This is a genomic window from Nonomuraea corallina (genome assembly GCF_027620315.1).
Lineage (GTDB): Bacteria > Actinomycetota > Actinomycetes > Streptosporangiales > Streptosporangiaceae > Nonomuraea > Nonomuraea corallina.
Genome location: NZ_JAPNNL010000117.1, coordinates 1 through 23,522 on the forward strand (window position 1 = coordinate 1; position 23,522 = coordinate 23,522).

Consider the following 23,522-nt stretch of genomic DNA (forward strand, 5'->3'; position numbering starts at 1 on the left):
CGGTGCTGCGCCTGGCCGAGGAGCGCGGGCTCACCTCCGGCGAGATCGCCTCCAGGGGCGCGGCCCTGCGCGACCTGGACCGGGCCGTACGGCGCGCGATCGTCGCAGCCCACCACGCCATCTTCGAGCCGGTCGGCAACCCTTGAGCGGTCAGGCCAGGCCGTTGCGGACGGCGTAGAGGGCGGCCTGGGTGCGGTCCTGCACGCCGAGCTTCATCAGCACGTTGGACACATGGGTCTTGACCGTCTTCTCGGCGACCGCGAGGCTGCGGGCGATCTCCCGGTTGGACCGGCCGGCGGCGATCAGCCTGAGCACCTCGCGCTCCCGGTCGGTCAGCGGCACGGGTGAGGCCCCGGCGGGCGCCCCGCCGTCGCCCGCGAGCATCGCCTCGGCCGCCTCCGGCGCGAGCAGCACCTGCCCGCCGTGCACGGCCCGCACCGCGCGCACCAGCGCGACGGGGTCGACGTCCTTGTAGAGGAAGCCGGACGCGCCCGCCCGCATCGCGGGGCTCACGTCGGCCTTGTCGCCCACCGAGGTCAGCACCAGCACCCGGGTGGCGGCGCCGGTCAGCTCGCCGAGCGTGCCGAGCCCGTCGAGCACCGGCATCCTCAGGTCGAGCAGCAGCACGTCGGGCGCGAGCTCGCGGACCAGCTCGACGGCCCGCGCGCCGTCGCCCGCCTCGCCCACGACCGTGATGTCGTCCTGCAGGTCGAGGAAGGTCCGCAGCCCCTGCCGCACCACCGGATGATCGTCGGCGATCAGCACCCGGATCACACGCCCACCTCCACGCGCACGGTCGTCCCCTCGCCGGGCGCGGAGCTGACGGCCATCCGCCCGCCGACCGACTCCGCCCGTTCCTTCATCGACACCAGCCCGAGCCCGCGCGACAGGCTCGGCTCGAACCCCGTGCCGTCGTCCTCCACGGCCAGGACCAGAGTGCCGCCCGCGTACGACAGCCGCACGGCCACCCGGCGGGCCTCCGCGTGGCGCAGCGCGTTGTGCAGCGCCTCCTGGGCCACCCTGAACACGGCCACCTCCACCGCGGACGTCAGCGGCGGCAGCGCGTCCGCCTCGAACGCGACCCGCGCGGGCTGCAGGCGGTCGAGCATCCGCACGTGCTTGCGGAGCGTCTCGGCCAGCCCGTGACGGTCGAGCTCGGCGGGCCGCAGCTCGACGATCACCGCGCGCAGCTCGCCCAGCGCCTCCCCCGCCAGCCGCTGCACCCGCTCCAGCTCGGCCGCCGCCCTGCCGGGGGCCGACTCGATCAGGGCGCCGGCGGCCTGCGCGCTCAACCTCAGCGCGAACAGCTTCTGGGTGACGGCGTCGTGCAGCTCGCGGGCCACCCGGTGGCGCTCCTCCAGCATGGCCAGCTCGCGGCCCCGCTCGTACAGCCGGGCGTTGGCCAGCGCGATCGCGGCGTGCGCCGCGAACACCTGGAGCAGGTCCTGGTCGGCCCCGGTGAAGCCGTCGCCGGTGCGCTTGTTGGCCAGGAAGATGATGCCGAGGACCTCGCCGCCGTCGGTGATCGGGACGCCGAGGAAGTCCTTCATCACCGGGTGCGCCTTCGGCCAGTACTCGAACCGGGGGTCGGCGCGCAGGTCGGACAGGCGCACCGGGGCTCCCTCGCGGAGCATCGCGCCCAGCATGCCGTGCTGGCGCGGGATGGGCCCGATCGCCTCCCACTGCCTGTCGGTGATGCCCTCGGCGACGAACTCCGCGAACGAGCCGTCGTCGTCGGGCACGCCCAGCGCGGCGTAGCGGGCGTCGAGCAGCCGCTGCGCCGAACGTACGATCACCTGCAGCACCTCGCGCACCGACAGGTGGCGAGTGACCGCGAGGACCGCCGAGCTCACCGCCTGGAGGATCTCGTCGCGTTCCGCCGTCACGGCCTCACTCTACTGACGGCGCGCCCCGGGAACCGGCCGGCGGCGGGGTCCTAGGACGATGGGCCCAGGCGGGGCCAGGACCGCGGTCCGATGCGCGCGCGCCGCCGCGCTCCTACCGTCGCGACCATGACGAACACCGCACTCATCACCGGCGCCTCCCGCGGACTCGGCCTCGCGCTCGCGCGCTCACTGGCCGAGGCCGGCTGGGACCTGGTGCTCACCGCGCGCGGCGCCGACGAGCTGACACAGGCCGCGTCCGAGCTGGGCGCCACCGCCATCCCCGGCGACGTGACCGAGCCCGCGCACGTGCGGCGCCTCGCGGACGCCGTGCCCTGGCTGGACCTCCTGGTCAACAACGCCAGCGGGCTCGGGGCCACGCCGCTGCCGCGGCTGGCCGCCTACCCGCTGGACACGTTCCGGCACCTGCTGGAGACGAACGTCACCGCGCCGCTGGCGCTCATCCAGGCCACGCTCCCGGCGCTGCGCGCCCGGCGCGGCGCCGTCGTCAACGTCACCTCCGACGCCGCCACCGGCGCGTACGAGGGATGGGGCGGGTACGGGGCCACCAAGGCGGCGCTGGAGCAGATCTCGAACGTGCTCGCGGCCGAGGAGCCCGACCTGGCGGTCTGGTGGGCCGACCCGGGCGAGATGGACACCCGGATGCTGGCCGACGCCGTCGGCGCGGACGAGGCCGCCGCCGCCACCGACCCGGCCAAGGTCGCCGCCGCCCTGCACGACCTCGTCCGCTCCCGTCCGGCCAGCGGCCGGGTGAGCCTCCAATGACCGCCGCGCTCGACTTCGCCCTGCCGCCCGCGCTGTCCGCCCAGGAGCCGCCCGAGGCGCGCGGCCTCGCCAGGGACGGGGTCCGCCTGCTGGTCTCGGCGGGCGACAGGGAACCGGCGCACCACCGCTTCACCGACCTGCCCGCCCTGCTCGAACCGGGCGACCTGATCGTGGTCAACAACTCGGCGACGCTCCCCGCCGCCGTGCGGCTGGACCGGCTCGCGGTCCACTTCTCCACCGCCCGGCCCGACGGCTCCTGGCTGGTCGAGCTGCGCCGCCGTACGGCCACCGCCAGCGAGCCGTACGACGGCGGCGCGCCCGGCGAGTGGCTGCCGCTGCCGGGACGGGCCACGCTGCGCCTCCTCGGCCGCGAGACCCCCCGCCTGTGGCGGGCCGAGCTCGACCGGGACGTGGAGACGTACCTGCGCGGGCACGGGGTCCCCATCCGGTACTCCTACGTGACCAGGGACTGGCCGATCGAGGCGTACCAGACCGTGTTCGCGACCGTGCCGGGCAGCGCGGAGATGCCCAGCGCCGCGCGGCCGTTCACCCCGGAGCTGGTCACGGCGCTGGTGGCGCGCGGCGTCGGCGTCGCGCCGATCACCCTGCACACGGGGGTGGCCTCGCCGGAGAAGGACGAGCCGCCGTACGCGGAGCGCTACGCGGTCCCGGAGAGCACGGCCCGCCTGGTGGACCTGGCGCTCACCGGCGGCGCCCGGGTGGTCGCCGCCGGGACCACCGTGGTGCGCGCGCTGGAGACCGCCGCCGCCGGCGGCCGGGTGACCGCGTCCGAGGGCTGGACCGGCCACGTCGTGACGCCCGCCACGGGGGTGCGGGCCGTCACGGGGCTCATCACCGGCCTGCACGAACCGCGCTCCAGCCACCTGATGATGCTGGCCGCCATCGCCGGCGAGCGTCCGCTCCGCGCCGCGTACGAGGCGGCGCTGCGTGAGGGGTACCTGTGGCACGAGTTCGGCGACGCCCACCTGATCGTGCGGAGCTAATTGCGGGCCTGCGGCGCGGGCATCCGAGCGAGCGCAGTACCGTGACTGAATGTGGACCAGCGCACCCTCCTGATCACCTTCAACGGCCCGGACCGGCCAGGCGTGACCTCGCGCCTGTTCAGCGTCCTGTCGGGCTTCCCCGTGACCGTGGCCGACATCGAGCAGGTCGTCATCCGGGGCCGGCTCACGCTCGGCGTCCTGGTCGCCTACGCCGGAGGGCCGTCCACCGGCACCGGCAGCACGCTCGGCGCCATGTGGACCGCCGTCGAGCGCACCGCCGAGGACCTCGGCATGGAGGTGGAGCTGTCCACCGGCTCCCTGGCCAAGGAGCGCCGCCGCCGCGGCCGCCTGTCGGTCAGCGTGCTCGGCGCCACGCTCCAGCCCGCCGCCATCGCCGGCATCGCCGGCCGCATCGCCGCCGCCGGGGCCAACATCGACCGCATCGAGCGGCTCGCCCAGTGGCCGGTCACCTGCATCGAGCTGTCCGTCTCCGGCGCCAACCCGGACGAGCTGCGCGTCCAGCTCGCCGCCGAGGCCGCCGCCCAGCAGGTGGACGTGGCCGTGCAGCGCACCGGGCTGTCCCGGCGGGCCAAGCGGCTCATCGTGATGGACGTCGACTCCACGCTCATCCAGGGTGAGGTGATCGAGCTGCTGGCCGAGCACGCCGGCTGCCTCGACGAGGTCGCCAGGGTCACCGAGGAGGCCATGCGCGGCGAGCTCGACTTCGCCGAGTCGCTGCGCCGCCGGGTCGCCCTGCTCGAAGGGCTGCCCGCCGAGGTGTTCGAGCAGGTGCGCGAGGCGGTCGTGCTCACCCCCGGCGCCCGCACGCTCGTGCGTACGCTCAAGCGGCTCGACTACCGCTTCGCCATCGTCAGCGGCGGCTTCACCCAGATCACCGACGCGCTCGTCGAGGATCTCGGCATCGACTACTCGGCGGCCAACGTGCTGGAGGTCGTCGACGGCAGGCTGACCGGGCGGCTCGTCGGCGAGATCGTCGACCGGCCCGGCAAGGCGCGGGCGCTGGAGCGGTTCGCCCGCGAGGCGGGGCTGCCGATCAGCCAGACCGTGGCCATCGGCGACGGGGCCAACGACCTCGACATGATCGCCGCGGCGGGGCTGGGCATCGCGTTCAACGCCAAGCCGGTGGTGCGGCAGGCGGCCGACACCGCCGTCAACACGCCCTACCTCGACTCCATCCTCTACCTGCTCGGCATCTCCCGCGACGAGGTGGAGGCGGCCGACGCCGAGGACGCCCTGCTCGTCAGTCGAGCTTCGGGTCCCAGCGTGTGATCAGCTCGCCCAGGCCCGACGACAGCTCGGCCCACGGCACCGCGCACCTGATCACCACGAAGGTGCCGGGCCCGAAACCGTAGTCGCCGCCCGTGAGCGCCAGCGCCAGCTCGTGCACGGCCGGGTTGTGGCCGCACAGCGCCACCGTGGCGTGGTCGGGATCCTGCAGGCGCAGCCGCTCCAGCAGCTCCTCCGGGTAGGCCTGGTAGATCGCCGGCTCGTACCGCGCCTGGACGCCCGGGAAGGCCAGCTCGGCGGTGCGCCGGGCGCGCCGGGCCGGCGAGCAGAGCACCACGTCGGGCGTCAGCCCGAGGATCCACAGCTCCTCACCGGCCCGCTCGGCGTCACGCTCGCCGCGGTCGGTCAGCGGGCGGTCCTTGTCGGGCACCGCGAGCGTCTGGGTCGCCGCCTTGGCGTGGCGGAGCAGGATCAGGGTGCGCACCTCGCTCATCCTCTCGACGCCCAGACGGCCAGCGCCGCGATCACCGCCATGATGGCCAGCATCGCCAGCAGGATGAGAGCCAGAGTCTTCCCGCCGGACGGCGGCTTTTCTTCCATCAGCACAGTTTCCCATCGCCGCCGACCATCTCGCGTATCCCCCTTCCGCGAACCCGTCCGCGAACGCAGTCCCCGAGATCCCGCCCCTCAAACGCTCCTGAGCCCGCCTCCCGGAAGCGTTTCCCCGGGCGTGCTCCTTCGGGTCACTCCTGAAGGCGCGGCCGGACGGCGACGCCCGCCTCTCGACGGCGAGAGGCGGGCGTCACGCGGATCGGTGTCAGGACGCGACAGGCTGCCTGTCGCGGTGGTTGCCGTCGTTGGCCGGCTCGTCGGTGACCGAGCGGCGCTTGGAGACGATGATGGCGCCGACGACCACGCCCACCGCGACCACCGTGACGATGACGCGCAGCGCGACGTCGTCCGCCCACAGCACCACGGCCGGCGCCACCAGCAGCGCGACCAGGTTCATCACCTTGATCAGCGGGTTGATGGCCGGACCCGCGGTGTCCTTGAACGGGTCGCCGACGGTGTCGCCGATGACCGTGGCCGCGTGCGCCTCGGAGCCCTTGCCTCCGTGGTGACCGTCCTCGACCAGCTTCTTGGCGTTGTCCCAGGCGCCGCCGGAGTTGGACAGGAAGACGGCCATCAGCGTGCCGGCGGCGATGGCGCCCGCCAGGAACGCGCCCAGCGGGGCGTACCCGAGGGCGAAGCCCACCGCGATCGGCGTCATGACCGCCAGCAGGCCCGGCGTGGCCAGCTCACGGAGCGAGTCGCGGGTGCAGATGTCGACCACGCGGCCGTACTCGGGCGTCTCGGTGCCGTTCATGATGCCCGGCTTGCTGCGGAACTGCTCCCGTACCTCGAAGACCACCCGCATCGCCGCCCGGCCGACCGCCATGATGGCCAGCCCGGAGAACAGGAACACCACGGCCGCGCCGATGATCAGGCCGACCAGCACGTTCGGCGCGTCGATGCCGAGGCTGAACACGCTGCCCGTCGGCAGCTCGCTCTCGACGGCGGTGCGGAACGCGCCGAACAGGGCCGTGGCGGCCAGCACGGCGGTCGCGATGGCGATGCCCTTGGTGATGGCCTTGGTGGTGTTGCCGACGGCGTCCAGGCTGGTCAGGACGCGGGCGCCCTCACCCTCGACGTCGCCGGACATCTCGGCGATGCCCTGGGCGTTGTCGGAGACGGGACCGAAGGTGTCCATCGAGACGATGACGCCGACCGTGGTCAGCAGGCCGGTGCCGGCCAGGGCCACCGCGAACAGCGCCACCGTCACGTTGCCGAAGCCGAGCAGGAACGCCCCGTACACGGCCGCGCCGATGATCAGGGCCGAGTAGACCGCCGACTCCAGGCCGACGCTGATGCCGGCCAGGATGACGGTCGCCGGGCCGGTACGGGAGCTCTCGCCGATCTCGCGGACCGGACGCCGGTTCGTCTCGGTGAAGTAACCGGTGAGCAGCTGGATGGCGCTGGCCAGGACCAGACCGATCAGCACCGCGCCGATGGCGATGACCCGCGGGTCGGCGTCGGACTGCACGGCCGCGCCGGTCAGGCCGTCGAAGCTGCTCGGCAGGTACCACAGCGCCGCCACCGCGACCAGGACCGCGGAGATCCCGGCCGAGATGAAGAAGCTGCGGTTGATGGCCGCCATGCCGTTGCGGTCCTTGTCGCGCAGGCGGGTGACGAAGATGCCGATGATCGCGGTCAGCACGCCGATCATGGGCACGATGAGCGGGAAGATCAGACCCTGCTCGCCGAAGGCCACCCGGCCCAGGATGAGGCTCGCGACCAGCATGACCGCGTACGACTCGAACAGGTCGGCCGCCATGCCCGCGCAGTCGCCCACGTTGTCGCCGACGTTGTCGGCGATGGTGGCGGCGTTGCGCGGGTCGTCCTCGGGAATGCCCTGCTCGACCTTGCCGACCAGGTCGGCGCCGACGTCGGCGGCCTTGGTGAAGATGCCGCCGCCGACCCGCATGAACATGGCGAGCAGCGCCGCGCCGAAGCCGAAGCCCTCCAGCACGCCGGGCGCCTCGCCCTGGTAGAGGAAGACGACCACGGCCGCGCCCAGGAGGCCCAGGCCGACGGTGAACATGCCGGCGACGCCGCCCGTACGGAAGGCGATGCGCATGGCGCGCTTCTCGCCCGACTCCCTGGCGGCGGCGGCCACGCGGACGTTGCCGCGCACGGCCAGCCACATGCCCATGAATCCGGTCAGCGCGGAGAACACCGCGCCGACGACGAAGAAGATCGAGCGTCCGATGCGTACGTCGGTTTCGCCCGGTAGGAGGAGCAACAGGAAGGGAATGATCACGACGAAGATCGCCAGGGTGCGGAATTGCCGCGTCAGATACGCCGCGGCCCCTTCCTGAACGGCACGGGCGATGTTCTGCATGCGCTCCGTGCCCTGGTCGGCGGCGAGCACCTCGCGCACCAGACCGCCTGCGACGGCCAGCGCGATAAGTGCGACCGCGGCGACCACGATCACGATGGTGAGATTGTTTCCGCTCAGGGTCAGATTGGACGCTGGCTCCAGTGCCAGCATGTGCCTAGACATCGTTCTCCTCGGCAAGACCGGTCGTCCTGCCCGGTGGCGCTGCAATGTAGGCGGGCGGTGCGGCACCATCCGGGTTGTGGGTGCCGCTTCCGGTTGAATCCGCGGTTTCGCCGGATCACCTTGGCCGGTGCCGGGAGTCTACGCAGGGGATACGCAGATATGAAGGCTCTGGGGGCGGGCAATTGCGCGCCTGGTCAGTAAGCCGCTGACAACGGGGTGATTTGCGAATTGACTGGGGATATTTCCTGAGCTTTACGGTCGTGACTGATGACCTAAAAGGACCAACCGAAATACCGCCACCGACGGATGGATGGGCGGCTGCACGGGGGAGGCCGGCGTCAGGTGCCGGCCGTACGACTCCATCAGGCGGGGATGCGGGTCACCGTCACCGGCGGCTGAGGCGTGCGGTCGCGCTCGTGGCCGATGCGGTCAGTCATTGCTCGGCGCCGGCGGCTGCTCTGCCGGACCCGTGACGCCCTGGACGGTGTCACGCGGAGAGCCACGGACCTGTCTTCAAGGGGAGCCGCCGACCATGACGGCGGCCGAGTACGAGCTCGTCGGCCCGCGGCCCGATTGAGGCCCGGCGCGGTCCGGTCCCGCCCGTACCCGTCTCCGCGGCCGGGTCCGTCGTCACGACGGACCCGTACTACAACCGAACCGCTGTGGGCCTCGCGTCGGCGGGCCTCACCATCGGTCGAGACCGGCAGCTCTCACGCCGCTCGACCGAGCGAAGGCCGGGCCCGCTGGCCGAAGGTCACGCCGCTCCACCCGACCGAAGGTCAGGCCCGAGGGCTCTCACTTCGGTCAGGATGACGGCCGGAAACCCGAGGGCGTGAAGCGGCGGCCGGGAGGGCGTGTCAGCGGAAATGCCCGTTGGTGGCGGCGGGCCAGCTCATGCGGATCCGCATGCCCTTGGGACTCGGGAACACTTCCACGTCGTCGGCCAGCCCCGCGATCACCGCGATGCCGAAGCCGGACATGAACGAGTCGGACAGCATTCCCAGGTCGAGAGGCTGCTCCTGCTTGGTCTCGTCACTGGGCGCCTGGTCGCTGACCGTGACCTCGAAGCGCCCCGAGTCGTCCTTCAGCTCGATGCGGATGGGCTCACCCGGACAGTGGGCGCGATGCGCCTCGACCGCCCGGGAACACGCCTCACCCACGGCGAGCCGGACCTCGTCCAGCAGCGACTCCGCCACGCCCGTGCGCCGGGCGATGGCCGTGGCCACCAGGCGCGCCGTGCGCACGTGTGCGGGAAGAGCGCTGAACGTCAGCTCGACGGTGGCCATCTACTTGTCTTTGCCGTGAGCTTCCTTGGCCTCGTCGACCGAAGCGTAGATCCCGAAGACCTTGGTCAGACCGGTGATCCGGAAGATCTTCAGAATGCGCTCCTGGGTGCAGACCAGTTCGAGAGAGCCGTCGTGGGCGCGGACCCGCTTGAGCCCGCCCACCAGGACGCCCAGACCCGTCGAGTCCAGGAAGTCGACCTTCTCCATGTTGACCAGAAGGTGGAAGTTGCCCTTGTTCACCAGATCGATGAGGAGCTCACGCAATCTCGGCGCCGTGTAAACGTCGATCTCACCTTCGACCTCCACGATGGTGAGTCGGTCTTCGGTGCGGTGATCCAACTTCAGATCCACAGATCCTCCAGCGCCTCGCCTGCGAAAGTACCCTTGCGGGCCTGGCAGTCTGGAGCGGGGCTCCCGACTGTCGGACCCTGACGCGCGGCATTCAACCACGCGTCTGGCTTGTGTCTATACGAAATCACGATTCCCGGCGACTTTGCCCACGTATGCAGACTGGAAACAGTGACTTCCTCCGCTTCCTCCCCACACCGACCAGGTCCACTCCTCCAGCACCTGCTCGGCGTTCCCGCACGTCACGAGCGTGTCACCCATGTGGAGCATGTTCCAGCACGTCAGGCGGGTCAAGTGGGATGGCCCAACTGGGCCCCTGAAGTCCTTGTTACGCGCTTGGCGAACCAGGGCATCCCCGGACTCTGGCATCACCAGTACGAGGCCGCTGACCTGGTCCATCGTGGCCGAAACGTGATCATTTCCACGGGCACCGCCTCCGGGAAGTCGCTGGCGTACCTCACCCCGGCCGTCAGCGCCTGCCTCGACGGCGGCACCGTGCTGTATCTCACACCGACCAAAGCCCTGGCCGCCGACCAGCTCCGCGGCATCCGCGACCTGCGCATCGCCCAGGTCAGAGCCGCCTGCTTCGACGGCGACACCCCCTTCGAGGAACGCACCTGGATCCGCAAGCACGCCAACTACGTGCTCACCAACCCGGACATGCTGCACCGGAGCATCCTGCCCAGACACGCCCAGTGGTCGTTGTACTTCCGCCGGCTGCGGCTGGTGATCGTGGACGAGTGCCACGGCTACCGGGGCGTGTTCGGCTCCCACGTGGCCCAGATCCTGCGCCGCCTGCGCCGCGTCTGCGCTCGGTACGGTTCCTCGCCCGTCTACCTGCTGGCCTCGGCCACGGCCAGCGAGCCCGGCGTGTTCGCCAAGCGGCTGACCGGGCTCGACGTGGACGAGGTGACGGCGGACGCCTCCCCCAAGGGTTCGACCACCATCGCGTTGTGGGAGCCGCCGCTGACGGAGCTGAGAGGCGAGAAGGGCGCCCCGGTGCGCCGTACCGCCACGGCCGAGGCCGCGGACCTGCTCGCGGACCTGGTGCTGGCCGACGTCCGCACCCTGGCCTTCGTTCGCAGCCGCCGCGGCGCCGAGACGGTGGCGCTCCAGGCCCGCGCCAAACTCGCCGACGTCGCCTTCTCCCTGTCCGCCCACAGCACCCCCTCCGGCCCCGACCTCGTACGTGATCAGACCCAGCGCCCCCCGCACAGCCACGACCTCGTACGTGATCAGACCCAGCGCCCCCCGCACAGCCACGACCTCGTACGTGATCAGACCCAGCGCCCCCCGCACGGCCACGCGCACGACCAGGGCCCCGAGCCACCGGACGACCCCACGCCTGGCGCCGGTGACGACTCGTCCCCGGCGCGTACCGGGGCGGCGCCGGGATCCCTGCCATGGGCGCTGCCCGAGGACGAGGGATGGGAGGGGCTGCCCGAGAAGGTGGCCGCGTACCGGGCCGGATATCTGGCGGAGGACCGCAGGCTGCTGGAGAAGGCGCTGCGCTCGGGTGCCCTGATGGGCCTGGCCACCACCAACGCCCTGGAACTCGGGGTCGACGTGTCGGGCCTGGACGCCGTGCTGATCGCCGGCTGGCCGGGCACCCGCGCCTCGCTCTGGCAGCAGGCCGGTCGGGCGGGTCGCGAGGGCCAGGACGCGCTGGCCGTGCTCATCGCCCGTGACGACCCGCTGGACACCTACATCGTCCACCATCCGCAGGCCCTGTTCGGCCGGCCGGTCGAGGCCATCGTGCTCGACCCGGACAATCCGTACGTGCTCGGCCCGCACCTGTGTGCCGCCGCCGCGGAGATCCCGCTCACCGAGCGGGATCTCCCGGTGTTCGGCGACGCCACGCCCGGCGTGCTCGAAGAACTCGTCGCCGCGGGCCTGCTGCGCCGCCGCCCGGCCGGCTGGTACTGGACCCGGCGGGAGCGCGCCACCGATCTGGCCGACATCCGCGGCGGCGGCGGAGCCCCGATCCACGTCGTCGAGTCCGCGACCGGCCGCCTGCTCGGGAGCGTGGACGAGCCGTCGGCCCACACGACCGTGCACACCGGCGCGGTGTATCTCCATCAGGGCGAGACGTTCCTCGTGGAGGAGCTGGATCTGGAGGCCGGCGTGGCGCTGGTCGCCGCCGCGGCACCCGACTACTCCACATTCGCCAGAGACATCACCGACATCTCGGTCTTGTCCACCCTGCGCTCCCAGCCGCTCGGCCCCGGCACCCTCCACTTCGGGGAGGTCGAGGTCACCCGCCAGGTCGTCTCCTACCTCAAGCGCCGGACGCAGTCGGGCGAGATGCTCGGCGACGAACCGCTGGACCTGCCGCCGCGCACCCTGCGCACCCGCGCCGTCTGGTGGACGCTGCCCCCGGCCGAGGTCGCCCCGCTGGCCGAGGAGGGCTTCGACCTGGGCGGGTGCGCTCACGCCGCCGAGCATGCCGCCATCGGCCTGCTCCCCCTCTTCGCCACCTGCGACCGCTGGGACATCGGCGGCGTGTCGACGGAACTGCACGCGGACACCGGCCTGCTCACGGTCTTCGTCTACGACGGCCACCAGGGCGGCGCCGGCATCGCCGAACGCGGGTACACGCGAGCCCGGGAATGGCTCACGGCCACACGCGAGGCCATCGACTCCTGTGAGTGCGAGCGCGGATGTCCTTCGTGCATCCAGTCGCCCAAGTGCGGCAACGGCAACGAACCGCTGGACAAACAGGGCGCCCTCCGCCTCCTGGCCACACTGCTCCGCCCGTGACCTGGACCCCGGTGACGGATGGCGACCGCACCACGCGACCTCGGCGCCTTGGTGCCGCTGCCGACATGATCCGTGGCCGTCCCACCGGGGACATACTTCGGCAAAGGATGCGAGGTATGCGATATCGCGCCAGGGCACGGCGGAAATGAAGTTGACCGCATGCCTCCCGTGCGTCATCTACGCACCCGGCACGGTCCTGTTCGTCATCACCAGGCGTGAACGGGGCAGACGCCCCTTCTCCAGAGCCGAGCCGTCACGGTCGGCCGGCACGGTCGGCCGGCGCCCCTCGTCGGCATCGCCGGCCTGGCGACCGGCCGACTCACCATCTGACTCGTCAAGGAGGAAGGAACCATGACCGATCAGCTGCTCGGCGTCCACTCTGAGGTGGGCACGCTGCGCAAGGTCATCGTGCACCGGCCGGAGCTGAGCCTCCGGCGGCTCACCCCGGCCAACCGTGACCGGCTGCTCTTCGACGACATCATCTGGGTGGAGCACGCGCAGCGGGAGCACGACGCGTTCGTCGACGTCATGCGCGAGCACGGCGTCGAGGTCTTCTACCACCAGGAACTGCTCGCACAGGCGCTGGACAGCAGCTTCGAGGCCAAGCAGCACGCCGTCGAACAGGCCGTGACCCATCTGACCGTCGGCCCGGCGCTCGTGGACGGCGTCCGCGAGACGCTGGCCGGATGGAGCGGCGAGAAACTGGCCTCCCACCTCATCGGCGGGCTGACCAAGCAGGAGTACGGGGTCACCGGGCTGGAGGGGAGCTCCCTGGTGGCGGCCTCGGCGCGGCCGGAGGACTTCATGCTGCCGCCCCTGCCGAACTCCCTCTATCAGCGTGACCCGGCCGCCTGGCTCTACGGCGGGGTGTCGCTCAACCCGATGTACTACCACGCCCGCCGGCTCGAGACGATGAACCAGAGCACGATCTACCACTATCACCCCATGTTCGCCGGAGCTGAGTTCGCGTTCTGGTATCCCGAACGCGGTGAGGAATCCCGGTTCGACGAGGAGGACTACGGCTCCGCCACCATGGAGGGCGGCGACATGATGCCCATCGGCAACCGCACCGTCGTGATCGGCCTGAGTGAGCGGACCAACCCGCGCACCGTGGAGCACATCGCGCTGTCGCTGTTCGGCGGGGGCTCGGTCGACCGGGTGATCGCCGTCGAGATTCCCAAGCGGCGTACGTACATGCATCTGGACACCGTGTTCACCTTCCTGGACGTGAACAAGGCGGCGGTCTACCCGCCGTTCCTGGAGACGGCCGTCACGTACTCGCTTCGCCCCGCGGACAAACCGGGCACACTCGACGTCCACATGGACGCCGGTTTCGCCGAGGCGGTGGCGGATGCCCTGGAGATCCGCGAACTGGAGCTGATCCCCACCGGAGGTGACGACTACCAGCAGGCCCGCGAGCAGTGGGACTCGGGCAACAACTTCTTCGCGCTCTCCCCCGGCGTGGTGATCGGTTACCACAAGAACCAGTTCACCAACCGGCAGTTGCGTGCCCGAGGGGTCGAGGTGTTGGAGATCGAGGGCTTCGAACTGGGCAAGGGGCGAGGTGGCGCCCGCTGCATGACCTGCCCCATCCAGCGGGCGCCGATCTGATGCCGGCGATTCGAGGGTGATTCATATTGGTTTATGGCGATTCTGATCCTTTGTGATGTTGGTGATTGTCGGGGCTCGCGGGGATCGCTCGGGGCTGGTCGTCATAAGCAGAGATCTCTCGGAGAGACTCTTTGGCACCGAGCACCGCGCCGCCTGAGTCTGGCTCGCTCGATCCGCCCGCGCGCGCCTCGGCCGGGGCGGTCTCCTCGGCGTCATGGGCGCCTCGCTCGACTCGTCGGCTGCTTCATTCCGGTGGCTACGTCGACTTGACGGAACTGGTTTGAGATGGGCTGATCTGAGATGGGCTGCTCCGAGAAGGGCTGGTCTGAGATGGGCTGGTCTGAGATGGGCTGCTCCGAGAAGGGCCTGCGCGGGCGCGGCCGGTCACGGTGCGGGGGCCGAGGCCGGGGAGTGGGATCGTCAGTGAGGTCCGCACGTCCGCGACCGCGCCGGTGATGGCGCAGCTCGACAGGGCGGCGCCGTTCTGGCGCGCCAGGGTCGCCGCTCTGGCACAGGCGCCTTCCGGGTCCACGAGCGCCAGCTCGGCCGCGGCCAGCGCGCTGAGGTCGGCGGCGTCGTGCGCCCGGTGGCGTGCGACACGTACGGAGCCGGCCGTGGCGAAGGCCAGGGCCAGGGTCATCAGCAAGCCCATGAGGGCGACGCCCCACAGTGTCGCCGACCCTCGGTCGTGGCGTGGCATCCAGGTCTCCAGGTCAGGACTCGGTGGCGGCGGTGGCGGAAGCGGTCACCCGCACGGCGGGCAGGGCCGGGCCCCAGGGTGGGCGGACGGCTAGGGAGATGTGCACGGTTGTGAGGTCTGGCGTGCGGTCCACTGTCACCTCGGCTCGGGGGTGGGTGGCGGAACGGGCGAGGTCTCGTACCTGATCGAGGCTCTCGCCCCTGGCCGCGGCACGAGCGGCGGCGCGGGCGGCGTCCACGCATTCGAGGTGCGCTCCGACGGCCTGGATGGCCCACAGCGCCGCTGCGAGGACGACCATGAGGGCGGGGAGCATCGCGGCCGTCTCAGCGGTCACAGAGCCTTTCGAGGTCCGCCGGCGCGTGGTCATCCGTTGGTGTTGAGCGCCCGGTCTATCAGGGACGACAGCATCTGCTGAACCTCGGGGCTGCTCACCACCTTGAAGAGCAGAGCGGCGAAGGCACAGGCCGCGATCGTGCCCACCGCGTACTCGGCGGTGGACATGCCCCTGTCGCGCGAGGCCGCGCTCAGACGAGCCTGCCTGAGCGACCACCAGCGGCGGCAGCGGGCGCGGAAGGACGGGGTCTTGACGTACTGCATCGTGCCTCCAGGAAGGTCGGCCGGGTGCCCGGCGTTGCGGGTCCCAGGTTCGCTCGAACCGGCTTGGGGCCAGGAGACCGAGCGTCGTTCTGGGGATAAGCGGGTGGGTGGCGCCACAGGGTGTGGACGAAGCGCCCTTGATGGAGTCCGGAATCCAGCAGGCGTTCGCAGGTGTCCTGGTGAACGGAAGCCAAGGCAGGTCCAGGCAGTCCAGGAAGGCTCCCAGGCAGTCTCAGCCAGGTCCCGGACAGGTCCGAGGTCCGGGGCAGGTCCGGGGCAGATCCCGAAGGACCGGGCAGCTCTCGGGCAACTCCGGGAGGTCCGGGCACGTCCGAGCACGTTAAGGCAGGTCCGAGCACATCAAGGCACGTCCGAGCACGTCAAGGAAGGACGATCGTGCTGGCGAGGCCGGCGATCACGGGGATGATGCCGAGGAAGACGAAGGCGGGGAGGAAGCAGAGGCCCAGGGGCGCCACCGCTTTGACTCCCACGCTGCGCGCCGCGGCTGCAGAGGCCGCTCTCGACGCTTCGCGGGCATCGTCCGCCAGACGGGTCAGGACATCGGCAACGGGCGCGCCGCTCTGGGCTGCTCGGATCATCGCCCGGGCGAGTTGGGCGGTGGCCGGGTCGCGGGACAGGTGATTCCAGGTGGGTTCAGGGTCGGCGCCCAGCTTGAGCTGGGCCGACACCCAGGCGAGCCGGAGCCCGAGGGGGCCGCTGATCGCTGTGGCGGCGATGTCGGTGGCGGCGGTGATGGGCCGGCCCGCCAGCAGGCAGGCTGACATGAGGTCGGCGGCGAACGGCAGGTCGGCGGCGATCCGGTCGCGGTCACGTCGAAGCTCCGGCGGTTCCCTGCGATGGAGGACCGCCGCGGTGGCCGGTGTGACCAGGAGAGCCACCAGGAGGCCGGGTAGGCCGCCGACCAGCAGTGCGACGATCACTCCGACGCCCAGGGACGGGATGACGGTGCGGCTGGAGACTTGGCGCCGGGCCTCCGCCTTGCCGTCGAGCCAGACGGGCGAGGGCGAGGGATGGGAGCCACCCTGCTCGTCGAGCGAGGCAGGTGTGGAGTGAACGAAGGACCGCTTGGGCAGCAGGCGGGCCAGGCGGTGAGCAGGAGTGCTGGGCGGGATCCACAGGTAGGCCGACAGGGCGGTGCAGAGGACGGAGGCGAGGGCGAGCATGAGGAAGCCCTTCGGGTGACTGGGCTGAGGCGGGGATGGGTGGGCTGAGCCCGCGAGATGTTCGGATCGGGAAGGTCGACGGGATCGCGAGGATCAGAGATTCGCTGCCCGGGTCGCCATGCGATGGGTCCACCAGAGGCCGCAGGCGTCCAGGGAGAGGCCGGCCGTGAGGCAGAGCAGGCCCGGCAGGCCGCCCAGCAGGAAGGCCAGCGGGCGCATGCCCAGAGCGCCGGCCATCAGGAGACCCAGGGCCGGGAGCACGGCCAGCATCTTGGCCGTGGTCCGAGGGCCGGCCAGCTGGGCCGCCACGTCCTGGCGGTGCGTCTGAGAAGCGCGCAAGGTCGTCGCGACACGGTCCACGAGGGCGCTCAGGCCGGCGCCGGCCGTCAGACTGACATCCCAGCAGGCGGCGAGGCGGCGCAGTCCCTCACCGCCCTCCTCCGGGGCGGCCCGGAGCAGGGCGGCGGCCACGTCTCCGCCGTCTCTGGCCGCGGCCGACACGGGGCGCAGCCCGTCGGGGTCGGGGAAGTCGACCGCGGTGAGCGCTCTGGTCAGGGCCTCTCCTGGGGTCCGGCCCGCCGACAGTTCGGCGGTCATGGCGTGGCACAGCTCGATCGACGCCCGGCGCCAGGCGTCCGCGCGGCGTGACCTGTCCGGGCGGGCGACAAGGGTCTTCCGAACGCGCGGACCGCGCTCGTACCGGCGACGGGTGAGCCGGCCGAGGCGCAGGGCCGCGGCGTCGGGACCGGTCCACAGCCACACGGCGAGAGCGGTGAGAAGGGCGGCGGCCACCAGGGTCATGACGGCTCGCGGCCAGCGGTGCCGGGGACCGCGCTCGGAACCGCCCCGGGACCCATGCCGGAGGCCGTGCCGGGGACCGCGCTCGGAGCCATGCCCGAGGCCGTGCCAGAAACCACGCCTGAGGCCGTGCCGGGAGCCGTGCCGAAAGCCGGACCGGAGGCCGTATCCCGGTGGCGGGCGAGAGGGGTGGCCGGAGGCGGCAGGGGGTGGCTGGAGGGCGGGGCGTCGCCGGTCAGCCAGGCGAAGGCGGGTCCGGGGCGGGTGTGGCCGTCAGAGGTGAACGTCACGGCGGGGATCGCCTGGACGAGGCCGTCGTCGGTCCGGGCCAGGAGGCGGATCTCGGAGACGCGGCGTTTGCCGTCGACGCGGCTGCGCGTGAGGTGGATGACGACGTCCAGAGCGGCGGCCAGCTGACTGTGGACGGCCTGTCTGCTGAGGCCCGCGGCGCACCCCAGGGCCTCCAGCCGGGGCGGGACGTCGGCCGCCGTGTTGGCGTGCAGGGTGCCGCAGCCGCCCTCGTGACCGGTGTTGAGGGCCGCGAGGAGGTCGACCATTTCCGCTCCCCTGACTTCACCCACCACCAGCCGGTCGGGGCGCATGCGCAGGGCCTGACGGACGAGGTCTCTCAGGCTCACGCCGCCCGCCCCCTCCAGGTTGGCGGGCCTGGACTCCAGGCGGACCACGTGGGGGTGGAGGGGGCGGAGTTCGGCGGAGTCCTCGACCAGGAGAAGGCGTTCGCCGGGGTCGGCCAGGGACAGCAGGGCCGACAGGAGGGTCGTCTTGCCGGTGCCCGTGCCGCCCGAGATCAGGAAGGCCCGTCTGGTCGTGACCAGGGCCGTGAGGATGGGGACGGCGGCGGGGGTGATGGTGCCGGCCGCCACCAGGTCCGGCAGCGTGAACGTGCGCCGGGGCGGCAGGCGCAGCGAGACGCAGGTGCCTCCGGAGGCGATCGGGGGCAGGATCGCATGGAGGCGGACGCCTCCCGCCAGGCGGGCGTCCACGTACGGGGAGGCGTCGTCGAGACGGCGGCCCGCCGCCGCGGCCAGGCGCTGGGCGAGCCGGCGGACCGCGGCGTCGTCGGTGAAGGTGATCGGGGTGAGACGCAGGCCGTGGCCGTCGTCGACCCAGACTTCACGGGGGCCGTTGACCAGGACGTCCGTCACGTCGGGCGCGGCCAGGAGCGGCTCCAGGGGGCCGGCGCCGATGAGGTCGGCGCACAGGGCCCGGGCCACGGCGAGGATCTCGGCGTCGCCGTAGACGGCGCGTTCGGCGCGGAGCGCGACGGCCACCTGCGCGGCCGTGGGTTCGGCGCCCGCCCTGGCGAGGCGTACGCGTACGGCTTCCACGAGTTCGGGGGTCACCTGATGGGGCACGGGGGCCTCGATTCTGGGACTGAGCGGGACGGGTGAGCGGCTCACCGGACGGCCGCGGGGTCAGGCCGGGAGGATGTCGCGCAGGAGGGTGGCGCAGAGCGCGCCGAGGGCGGTGCGGGGGCCGAGCCGGGGGAGTTCGCCGCGGTTGAGTGTGGCCGTCAGGCGGGGGTGGTCGGGCAGGCGGGCGGCGGCGGGGATGGCCAGGGAGGCCGCCGCCGTGTCGGGGTCGAGGACTCCGGGGCGGATGACGGCGCGGATGTCGGAGGTGTGCTCGGCGGCCCGGCGCAGGACCTGGGCGGCGGAGAGGACGCCGCGGACGTCCGCGGTGGCGACCAGGAGGGTGGTGGCGGCCCTGCCGAGGGCTTCGGCTGCCGCCGTGTCGAGGTGGCGTGGGAGGTCCACGACGACCAGGTCGAAGCCCCGGCGGCCCGCTTCGAGGACCGAGCGCATGGCCTCGCGGGGGATGGGGCGGATCTCGCCCCGGTGGAACGACAGGACGGAGAGGTCGCCGAAGCAGGGCAGGGCTCCCTGGAGGGCCGAGGCGCTGATGCGGCCCTGCCGGGCCACCAGGTCGGCCCAGCGGGCCCCCTCGCTCTCCTCCCGGCCCAGGAGGGCGTCCAGGCCGCCTCCGAGCGGGTCGGCGTCGACCAGGAGGGTGCGGAGCCGGTCGTGGGAGGCGCGCAGCGCCAGGCACGCCGACAGGACGCTGGCGCCGGCCCCGCCCCGGCCGCCGATGACGCACAGGATCACGCCCGATCTGGGGTGCGGCTCCATGGCGTCGGCCAGCTCCTCCACCAGGCGGCGCTCGTCGTCGGGCAGGGGGACGACCGTCTGGGCGCCGACGCCGACGCAGCGCCGCCAGGTGTCGGGGTCGTCGGGGGTGCGGGTGACGAGGAACACGCGGTCCCTGGCCGGCGGGGCGCAGGCGGCGACGGCGTCGGCCAGATCCGCGCCGACGACGACCAGCGGGGCCGGGCCCCAGAACGGGCGGGCGTGCGCGGGGGCGTGGGCGACGTCGAGCTGCGCGCCGGCTGCGGCGGCGATGCGGACCAGGTCGTCGAGCAGGTCGCGGTCCTCGGTGATGACCAGCGGGCGATTCATCGGGCCTCCCTTGGGTCGGGAGGTCCGACCATGCCAAGGGCGGACCGGGGCGCGCGGAGGCGAACGGGGTTCTGGGGATGACGGGCCCGGAGCGTACACAGGCTGTGGACAGCCGCGCCGGAGAGGTCCGGACATGGGGCGACCCCCGCCGGGGGGGAGAGCGGGGGTCGCCTGTTCGGTCCGGCTCCGGGGGGGTAGAGCCGGTCCCGTTTCAGAAGAAAGCTTTCATCACTTCACCAGAGCATGGCAAGGGACTGGGAAACCGAACCCCGTGCAGAGTCGCTCCAGTTTCTGGCGATACACCCGTATGCTGCCCGATCCACTCAAGATTCGTCGAGGCGTAATCTGGCATTTGCGCCAAGTTTTTTGGCAATCGCATAACGATCACATAAAGCACGTCACAGACGGTGATCGTCACGACTTGATAACCACGCGCCGGGACCACCGGGCGGAGCGCCACACCGCACCCGCCGCCAACCTCCGGTAAAGGTCTTGCTCGCGGGGGTTCCCATCAGGGCGGATCCGTCATAGAAAGGTGACACGGACGAGATGTCCGGGTGCGTCAGCCGGGTACCCACGCGCGACCAGCCGCGGGAGGCGCGTCGTGACGGGCTTGACCCGCTCCGACGGATTGAGGTGCACGCTTGGTAACCCGGTGTGACGTGCCGGCGGACGGCGTCTCTTGACAGAGGCGCCGTCGGCTATGTCCTCAGCCTCTTTGCATGGCTTCGCAGATGGCGGCGGCTTCCCGCACTCCCAGGCTTACCGCAGAGGCACATTGCTGTATCCACTGCGCCACGCCCTCGGGCGTGCCGCTCAAGTAGGCCCGCAGCCCCTCGGCGTACGGCAGCTCCAGGTGCCCCACCTCGACGGCCACCAGTGACTTCGGGTCGAGCCCGTACTCCACCAGCGTGAGCCGTTCGGCGGCGCGCGCCACCAGGCCGTCGGCCGTGCCGAAGGGCCGCAGCACCGCGAGTTCGGCGTGCGTGATCGCGGCCAGCACCAGGGCGGGGGCCTTGGTGGCGCCGGCCATCAGCTGGAAGAGGCTCTCCATCCGGGCCGCCGCCTCCCCGGCGGAGGGGGCGGGGCCGAGGTCCAGCGGGTCGGGGGCGTCGTCGGCCGTCCTGGGCCTGCCCAGGGCCTCCTGGCCGGTCAGCCCGGCCGCGGCGACCGTGTGCAGGCGGGCCAGCACCTGCCTGGGGGCCTGGCGCCAGGTGGGCCCGAGCCGGCCCAGCTCGGCGGAGGCGCGCAGCGCTCCCTGCACGACCGGGTCGTGCGCCTCGTCTCTGCGCAGCGCGTCGAGCGGGACGTCGGCGCCCGCGAGCGCGGCCGACGCGCGGGCGCCGCGCAACGACGACTCGATGGACACGGCCGGGCTGGCGCGGCGCAGGACACGGTGGCGGTAGAGCCGGTCGACGGCCTCCCGGGCGGCGTCGACGGCCTCGGGCACGCCGGGAAGCCGTGCGATGACGGCCAAGGGGTCACTCACGGATATCGACCATACCCGCGGGTAGAGGGTCGCTCTCACCGCCCTCTCCCAAGGGGGGCCCATAAAGCAGCCGCCTTTGGCGCGTTCCACAAAAGAGAATCAGAATGACAACGTTTCAATAGCTTTTGTCGGGCGAATCGGCAAGCTGTCGGCTCCGTGCGACGAACGGTACAGACCTGTCTAGACCTCTTGTGTGGGCACGTCGTGACCTGGTGAAGTGGTGGTTGACCCAACCGAGTACGGCCCAGAAGGAGCGCGAACGTGGCCCCGGAGACCCCTGGCAACGAGACCCAGGCACTGTCCAATCTGCTGCAGGAGAACCGCCGGTTCGCGCCGCCGGCCGAGCTGGCAGCGGCCGCGAACGTGACCGCCGCCGCCTATACCGAGGCCGACGCCGACCGCCTCGCGTTCTGGGAGCGTGCCGCCGAGAGGCTGACCTGGACCAAGCGGTGGGACACCACGCTGGAGTGGAACCCGCCCTTCGCCAAGTGGTTCGTCGGCGGTGAGCTGAACGTCGCCTACAACTGCGTCGACCGCCACGTCGAGGCCGGCCGCGGCGACAAGGTGGCCTACTACTGGGAGGGTGAGCCCGAGGGCGACACCCGCGTGATCACGTACGCCGAGCTGCAGGCCGAGGTCTCCAAGGCCGCCAACGCCCTGCGTGAGCTGGGCGTCGGCAAGGGCGACCGGGTGGCCATCTACATGCCCATGATCCCCGAGCTGCCGATCAGCATGCTGGCCTGCGCGCGCATCGGCGCCGTCCACTCCGTGGTGTTCGGCGGCTTCTCCGCGGCCGCGCTGAAGAGCCGCATCGACGACGCCGACGCCAAGCTCGTCATCACCGCCGACGGCGGCTACCGCCGCGGCAACCCGTCGGCGCTCAAGCCGACCGTGGACGAGGCCGTCGCCGAGTGCCCGCAGGTGGAGAAGGTCCTGGTGGTACGGCGCACCGGCCAGGACGTCGAGTCCGGCGGCAAGGACGTGTGGTGGCACGACGTGGTCGAGCGCCAGAGCGCCGAGCACACCCCCGAGCCGCAGGGCGCCGAAGATCCTCTCTACATCCTCTACACCAGCGGCACCACCGGCAGGCCGAAGGGCATCCTGCACACCACCGGCGGCTACCTGACCCAGACGGCCTGGACGCACGACGCGGTCTTCGACCTCAAGCCCGAGACCGACATCTACTGGTGCACCGCCGACATCGGCTGGGTGACCGGCCACTCCTACATCGTCTACGGCCCGCTGGCCAACGGCGCGACGAGCGTCATCTACGAGGGCACGCCCGACACCCCGCACCGGGGCCGGTTCTGGGAGATCGTGCAGAAGTACGGGGTCTCCATCCTCTACACCGCGCCGACCGCCATCCGGACGTTCATGAAGTGGGGCGACGACATCCCCGCCAAGTTCGACATGTCGAGCCTGCGCATCCTCGGCTCGGTGGGCGAGCCGATCAACCCCGAGGCGTACGTCTGGTACCGCGAGAACATCGGCGGCAGCCGCTGCCCGGTCGTCGACACCTGGTGGCAGACCGAGACCGGCGCGATCATGATCAGCCCGCTGCCCGGCGTGACCGACGCCAAGCCGGGCGCGGCCATGCGACCGCTGCCCGGCATCGTCGCCGACGTGGTCGACGACCAGGGCGAGAGCGTGCCCAACGGCGGCGGCGGCTTCCTCGTCGTCCGCGAGCCGTGGCCGTCCATGCTCCGCACGATCTGGGGTGACGACCAGCGCTACATCGACACGTACTGGTCGAGGTTCGACGGGATGTACTTCCCGGGCGACGGCGCCAAGAAGGACGAGGACGGCGACCTGTGGCTGCTGGGCCGCGTCGACGACGTCATGCTCGTCTCCGGGCACAACATCTCCACCACCGAGGTGGAGAGCGCGCTGGTCAGCCACCCGAAGGTGGCCGAGGCAGCGGTCGTGGGCGCCACCGACCCGGTGACCGGCCAGGCCATCGTGTCGTTCGTCATCCTGCGCGGCACGGCCGAGGAGAGCGACGACATCGGCGCCGAGCTGCGCGCGCACGTCGCCAAGACGCTGGGCCCGATCGCCAAGCCGCGCCAGATCCTCGTGGTGCCGGAGCTGCCCAAGACCCGCTCCGGCAAGATCATGCGGCGCCTGCTGCGCGACGTGGCGGAGAACCGGAGCGTCGGCGACGTCACGACGCTGGCCGACAGCACGGTGATGGACCTGATCTCGGAGAAGCTCCCGTCGGCGAAGGCCGAAGACTAGCATCCCCGCGCGG

General features: G+C 71.8%; 20 protein-coding genes. 6 read left to right on the forward strand and 14 right to left on the reverse strand.

Going from position 1 to position 23,522, the window contains the following annotated elements; genetic code table 11:
• Positions 1-150: 150 nt before the first annotated feature.
• Together OUY22_RS24855 and OUY22_RS24860 are read right to left on the reverse strand one after the other, a co-directional pair.
• Positions 151-774 (reverse strand): response regulator, encoded by a 624-nt coding sequence (locus OUY22_RS24855; RefSeq protein ID WP_270157554.1) that lies wholly within the window; start codon positions 772-774, stop codon positions 151-153.
• Positions 771-1,886, reverse strand: a complete 1,116-nt coding sequence (locus OUY22_RS24860; RefSeq protein WP_270157555.1) for a GAF domain-containing sensor histidine kinase — start codon at positions 1,884-1,886, stop codon at positions 771-773. Before OUY22_RS24860 ends, OUY22_RS24855 begins: the two co-directional genes overlap by 4 nt.
• A gap of 126 nt (positions 1,887-2,012) precedes the next feature.
• Between OUY22_RS24860 and OUY22_RS24865 the strand changes: the two genes are divergently transcribed.
• From OUY22_RS24865 to serB, 3 genes are read left to right on the forward strand one after another with little or no spacing between them, the layout of a single operon-like run.
• Entirely contained in the window at positions 2,013-2,669 is a 657-nt protein-coding gene (locus OUY22_RS24865) for an SDR family NAD(P)-dependent oxidoreductase (protein WP_270157556.1), read from the forward strand.
• Positions 2,666-3,673, forward strand: coding sequence for an S-adenosylmethionine:tRNA ribosyltransferase-isomerase (locus tag OUY22_RS24870; protein WP_270157557.1), 1,008 nt, complete (start codon positions 2,666-2,668; stop codon positions 3,671-3,673). The genes OUY22_RS24865 and OUY22_RS24870 overlap by 4 nt, the downstream gene beginning before the upstream one ends.
• A gap of 51 nt (positions 3,674-3,724) precedes the next feature.
• Positions 3,725-4,963: a phosphoserine phosphatase SerB gene (gene serB, locus OUY22_RS24875; protein ID WP_270157558.1), complete on the forward strand. Its 1,239-nt coding sequence runs from the start codon at positions 3,725-3,727 to the stop codon at positions 4,961-4,963.
• On the opposite strand, the gene OUY22_RS24880 is transcribed toward serB, so the two are convergent.
• From OUY22_RS24880 to OUY22_RS24895, 4 genes are all read right to left on the reverse strand, one after another.
• Positions 4,935-5,405: a SixA phosphatase family protein gene (locus tag OUY22_RS24880; RefSeq protein WP_270157559.1), complete on the reverse strand. Its 471-nt coding sequence runs from the start codon at positions 5,403-5,405 to the stop codon at positions 4,935-4,937. The two genes, serB and OUY22_RS24880, sit on opposite strands and share 29 nt — an antisense overlap.
• A gap of 333 nt (positions 5,406-5,738) precedes the next feature.
• Positions 5,739-8,024, reverse strand: a complete 2,286-nt coding sequence (locus tag OUY22_RS24885; RefSeq protein ID WP_270157560.1) for a sodium-translocating pyrophosphatase — start codon at positions 8,022-8,024, stop codon at positions 5,739-5,741.
• Between the two features lie 857 nt (positions 8,025-8,881).
• Positions 8,882-9,310, reverse strand: coding sequence for an ATP-binding protein (locus OUY22_RS24890; RefSeq protein ID WP_270157561.1), 429 nt, complete (start codon positions 9,308-9,310; stop codon positions 8,882-8,884).
• Positions 9,311-9,661 carry an STAS domain-containing protein gene (locus OUY22_RS24895; protein ID WP_043629845.1) on the reverse strand — a complete coding sequence of 117 codons (351 nt, stop codon included), beginning with the start codon at positions 9,659-9,661 and terminating at the stop codon, positions 9,311-9,313.
• Between the two features lie 408 nt (positions 9,662-10,069).
• Between OUY22_RS24895 and OUY22_RS24900 the strand changes: the two genes are divergently transcribed.
• Both OUY22_RS24900 and OUY22_RS24905 read left to right on the forward strand, forming a co-directional pair.
• On the forward strand, positions 10,070-12,418 hold the full coding sequence (locus tag OUY22_RS24900) for a Zn-binding domain-containing protein (RefSeq protein WP_270157562.1): 2,349 nt from the start codon (positions 10,070-10,072) through the stop codon (positions 12,416-12,418).
• 351 nt (positions 12,419-12,769) lie between these two features.
• A complete protein-coding gene (locus OUY22_RS24905) occupies positions 12,770-14,029 on the forward strand; it encodes an arginine deiminase (RefSeq protein WP_270157563.1) in 1,260 nt (419 codons plus the stop codon).
• A gap of 256 nt (positions 14,030-14,285) precedes the next feature.
• Here OUY22_RS24905 and OUY22_RS24910 read toward each other — a convergent pair whose 3' ends face one another.
• The 8 genes from OUY22_RS24910 to OUY22_RS24945 all read right to left on the reverse strand — a co-directional run bounded on the left by OUY22_RS24910 (position 14,286) and on the right by OUY22_RS24945 (position 21,274).
• Positions 14,286-14,729, reverse strand: coding sequence for an Rv3654c family TadE-like protein (locus OUY22_RS24910; protein WP_270157564.1), 444 nt, complete (start codon positions 14,727-14,729; stop codon positions 14,286-14,288).
• 13 nt (positions 14,730-14,742) lie between these two features.
• Positions 14,743-15,063: a TadE family type IV pilus minor pilin gene (locus OUY22_RS24915; RefSeq protein WP_270157565.1), complete on the reverse strand. Its 321-nt coding sequence runs from the start codon at positions 15,061-15,063 to the stop codon at positions 14,743-14,745.
• Between the two features lie 29 nt (positions 15,064-15,092).
• Positions 15,093-15,326, reverse strand: coding sequence for a DUF4244 domain-containing protein (locus OUY22_RS24920; RefSeq protein ID WP_270157566.1), 234 nt, complete (start codon positions 15,324-15,326; stop codon positions 15,093-15,095).
• A gap of 380 nt (positions 15,327-15,706) precedes the next feature.
• Positions 15,707-16,510 (reverse strand): type II secretion system F family protein, encoded by an 804-nt coding sequence (locus OUY22_RS24925; protein WP_270157567.1) that lies wholly within the window; start codon positions 16,508-16,510, stop codon positions 15,707-15,709.
• A 93-nt stretch (positions 16,511-16,603) separates the two neighbouring features.
• Positions 16,604-17,311 carry a type II secretion system F family protein gene (locus OUY22_RS24930; RefSeq protein WP_270157568.1) on the reverse strand — a complete coding sequence of 236 codons (708 nt, stop codon included), beginning with the start codon at positions 17,309-17,311 and terminating at the stop codon, positions 16,604-16,606.
• A complete protein-coding gene (locus OUY22_RS24935) occupies positions 17,308-18,684 on the reverse strand; it encodes a TadA family conjugal transfer-associated ATPase (protein WP_270157569.1) in 1,377 nt (458 codons plus the stop codon). The genes OUY22_RS24930 and OUY22_RS24935 overlap by 4 nt, the downstream gene beginning before the upstream one ends.
• Before the next feature lie 60 nt (positions 18,685-18,744).
• Positions 18,745-19,785 carry a septum site-determining protein Ssd gene (ssd, locus tag OUY22_RS24940; RefSeq protein WP_270157570.1) on the reverse strand — a complete coding sequence of 347 codons (1,041 nt, stop codon included), beginning with the start codon at positions 19,783-19,785 and terminating at the stop codon, positions 18,745-18,747.
• A gap of 709 nt (positions 19,786-20,494) precedes the next feature.
• Complete coding sequence (locus OUY22_RS24945) at positions 20,495-21,274, reverse strand: Fic family protein (RefSeq protein WP_270157571.1); 780 nt, start codon at positions 21,272-21,274, stop codon at positions 20,495-20,497.
• 261 nt (positions 21,275-21,535) lie between these two features.
• On the opposite strand from OUY22_RS24945, the gene acs reads away from it, so the two are divergent.
• Positions 21,536-23,509 (forward strand): acetate--CoA ligase, encoded by a 1,974-nt coding sequence (gene acs / locus OUY22_RS24950; protein WP_270157572.1) that lies wholly within the window; start codon positions 21,536-21,538, stop codon positions 23,507-23,509.
• The last annotated feature ends 13 nt before the right edge of the window (positions 23,510-23,522 follow it).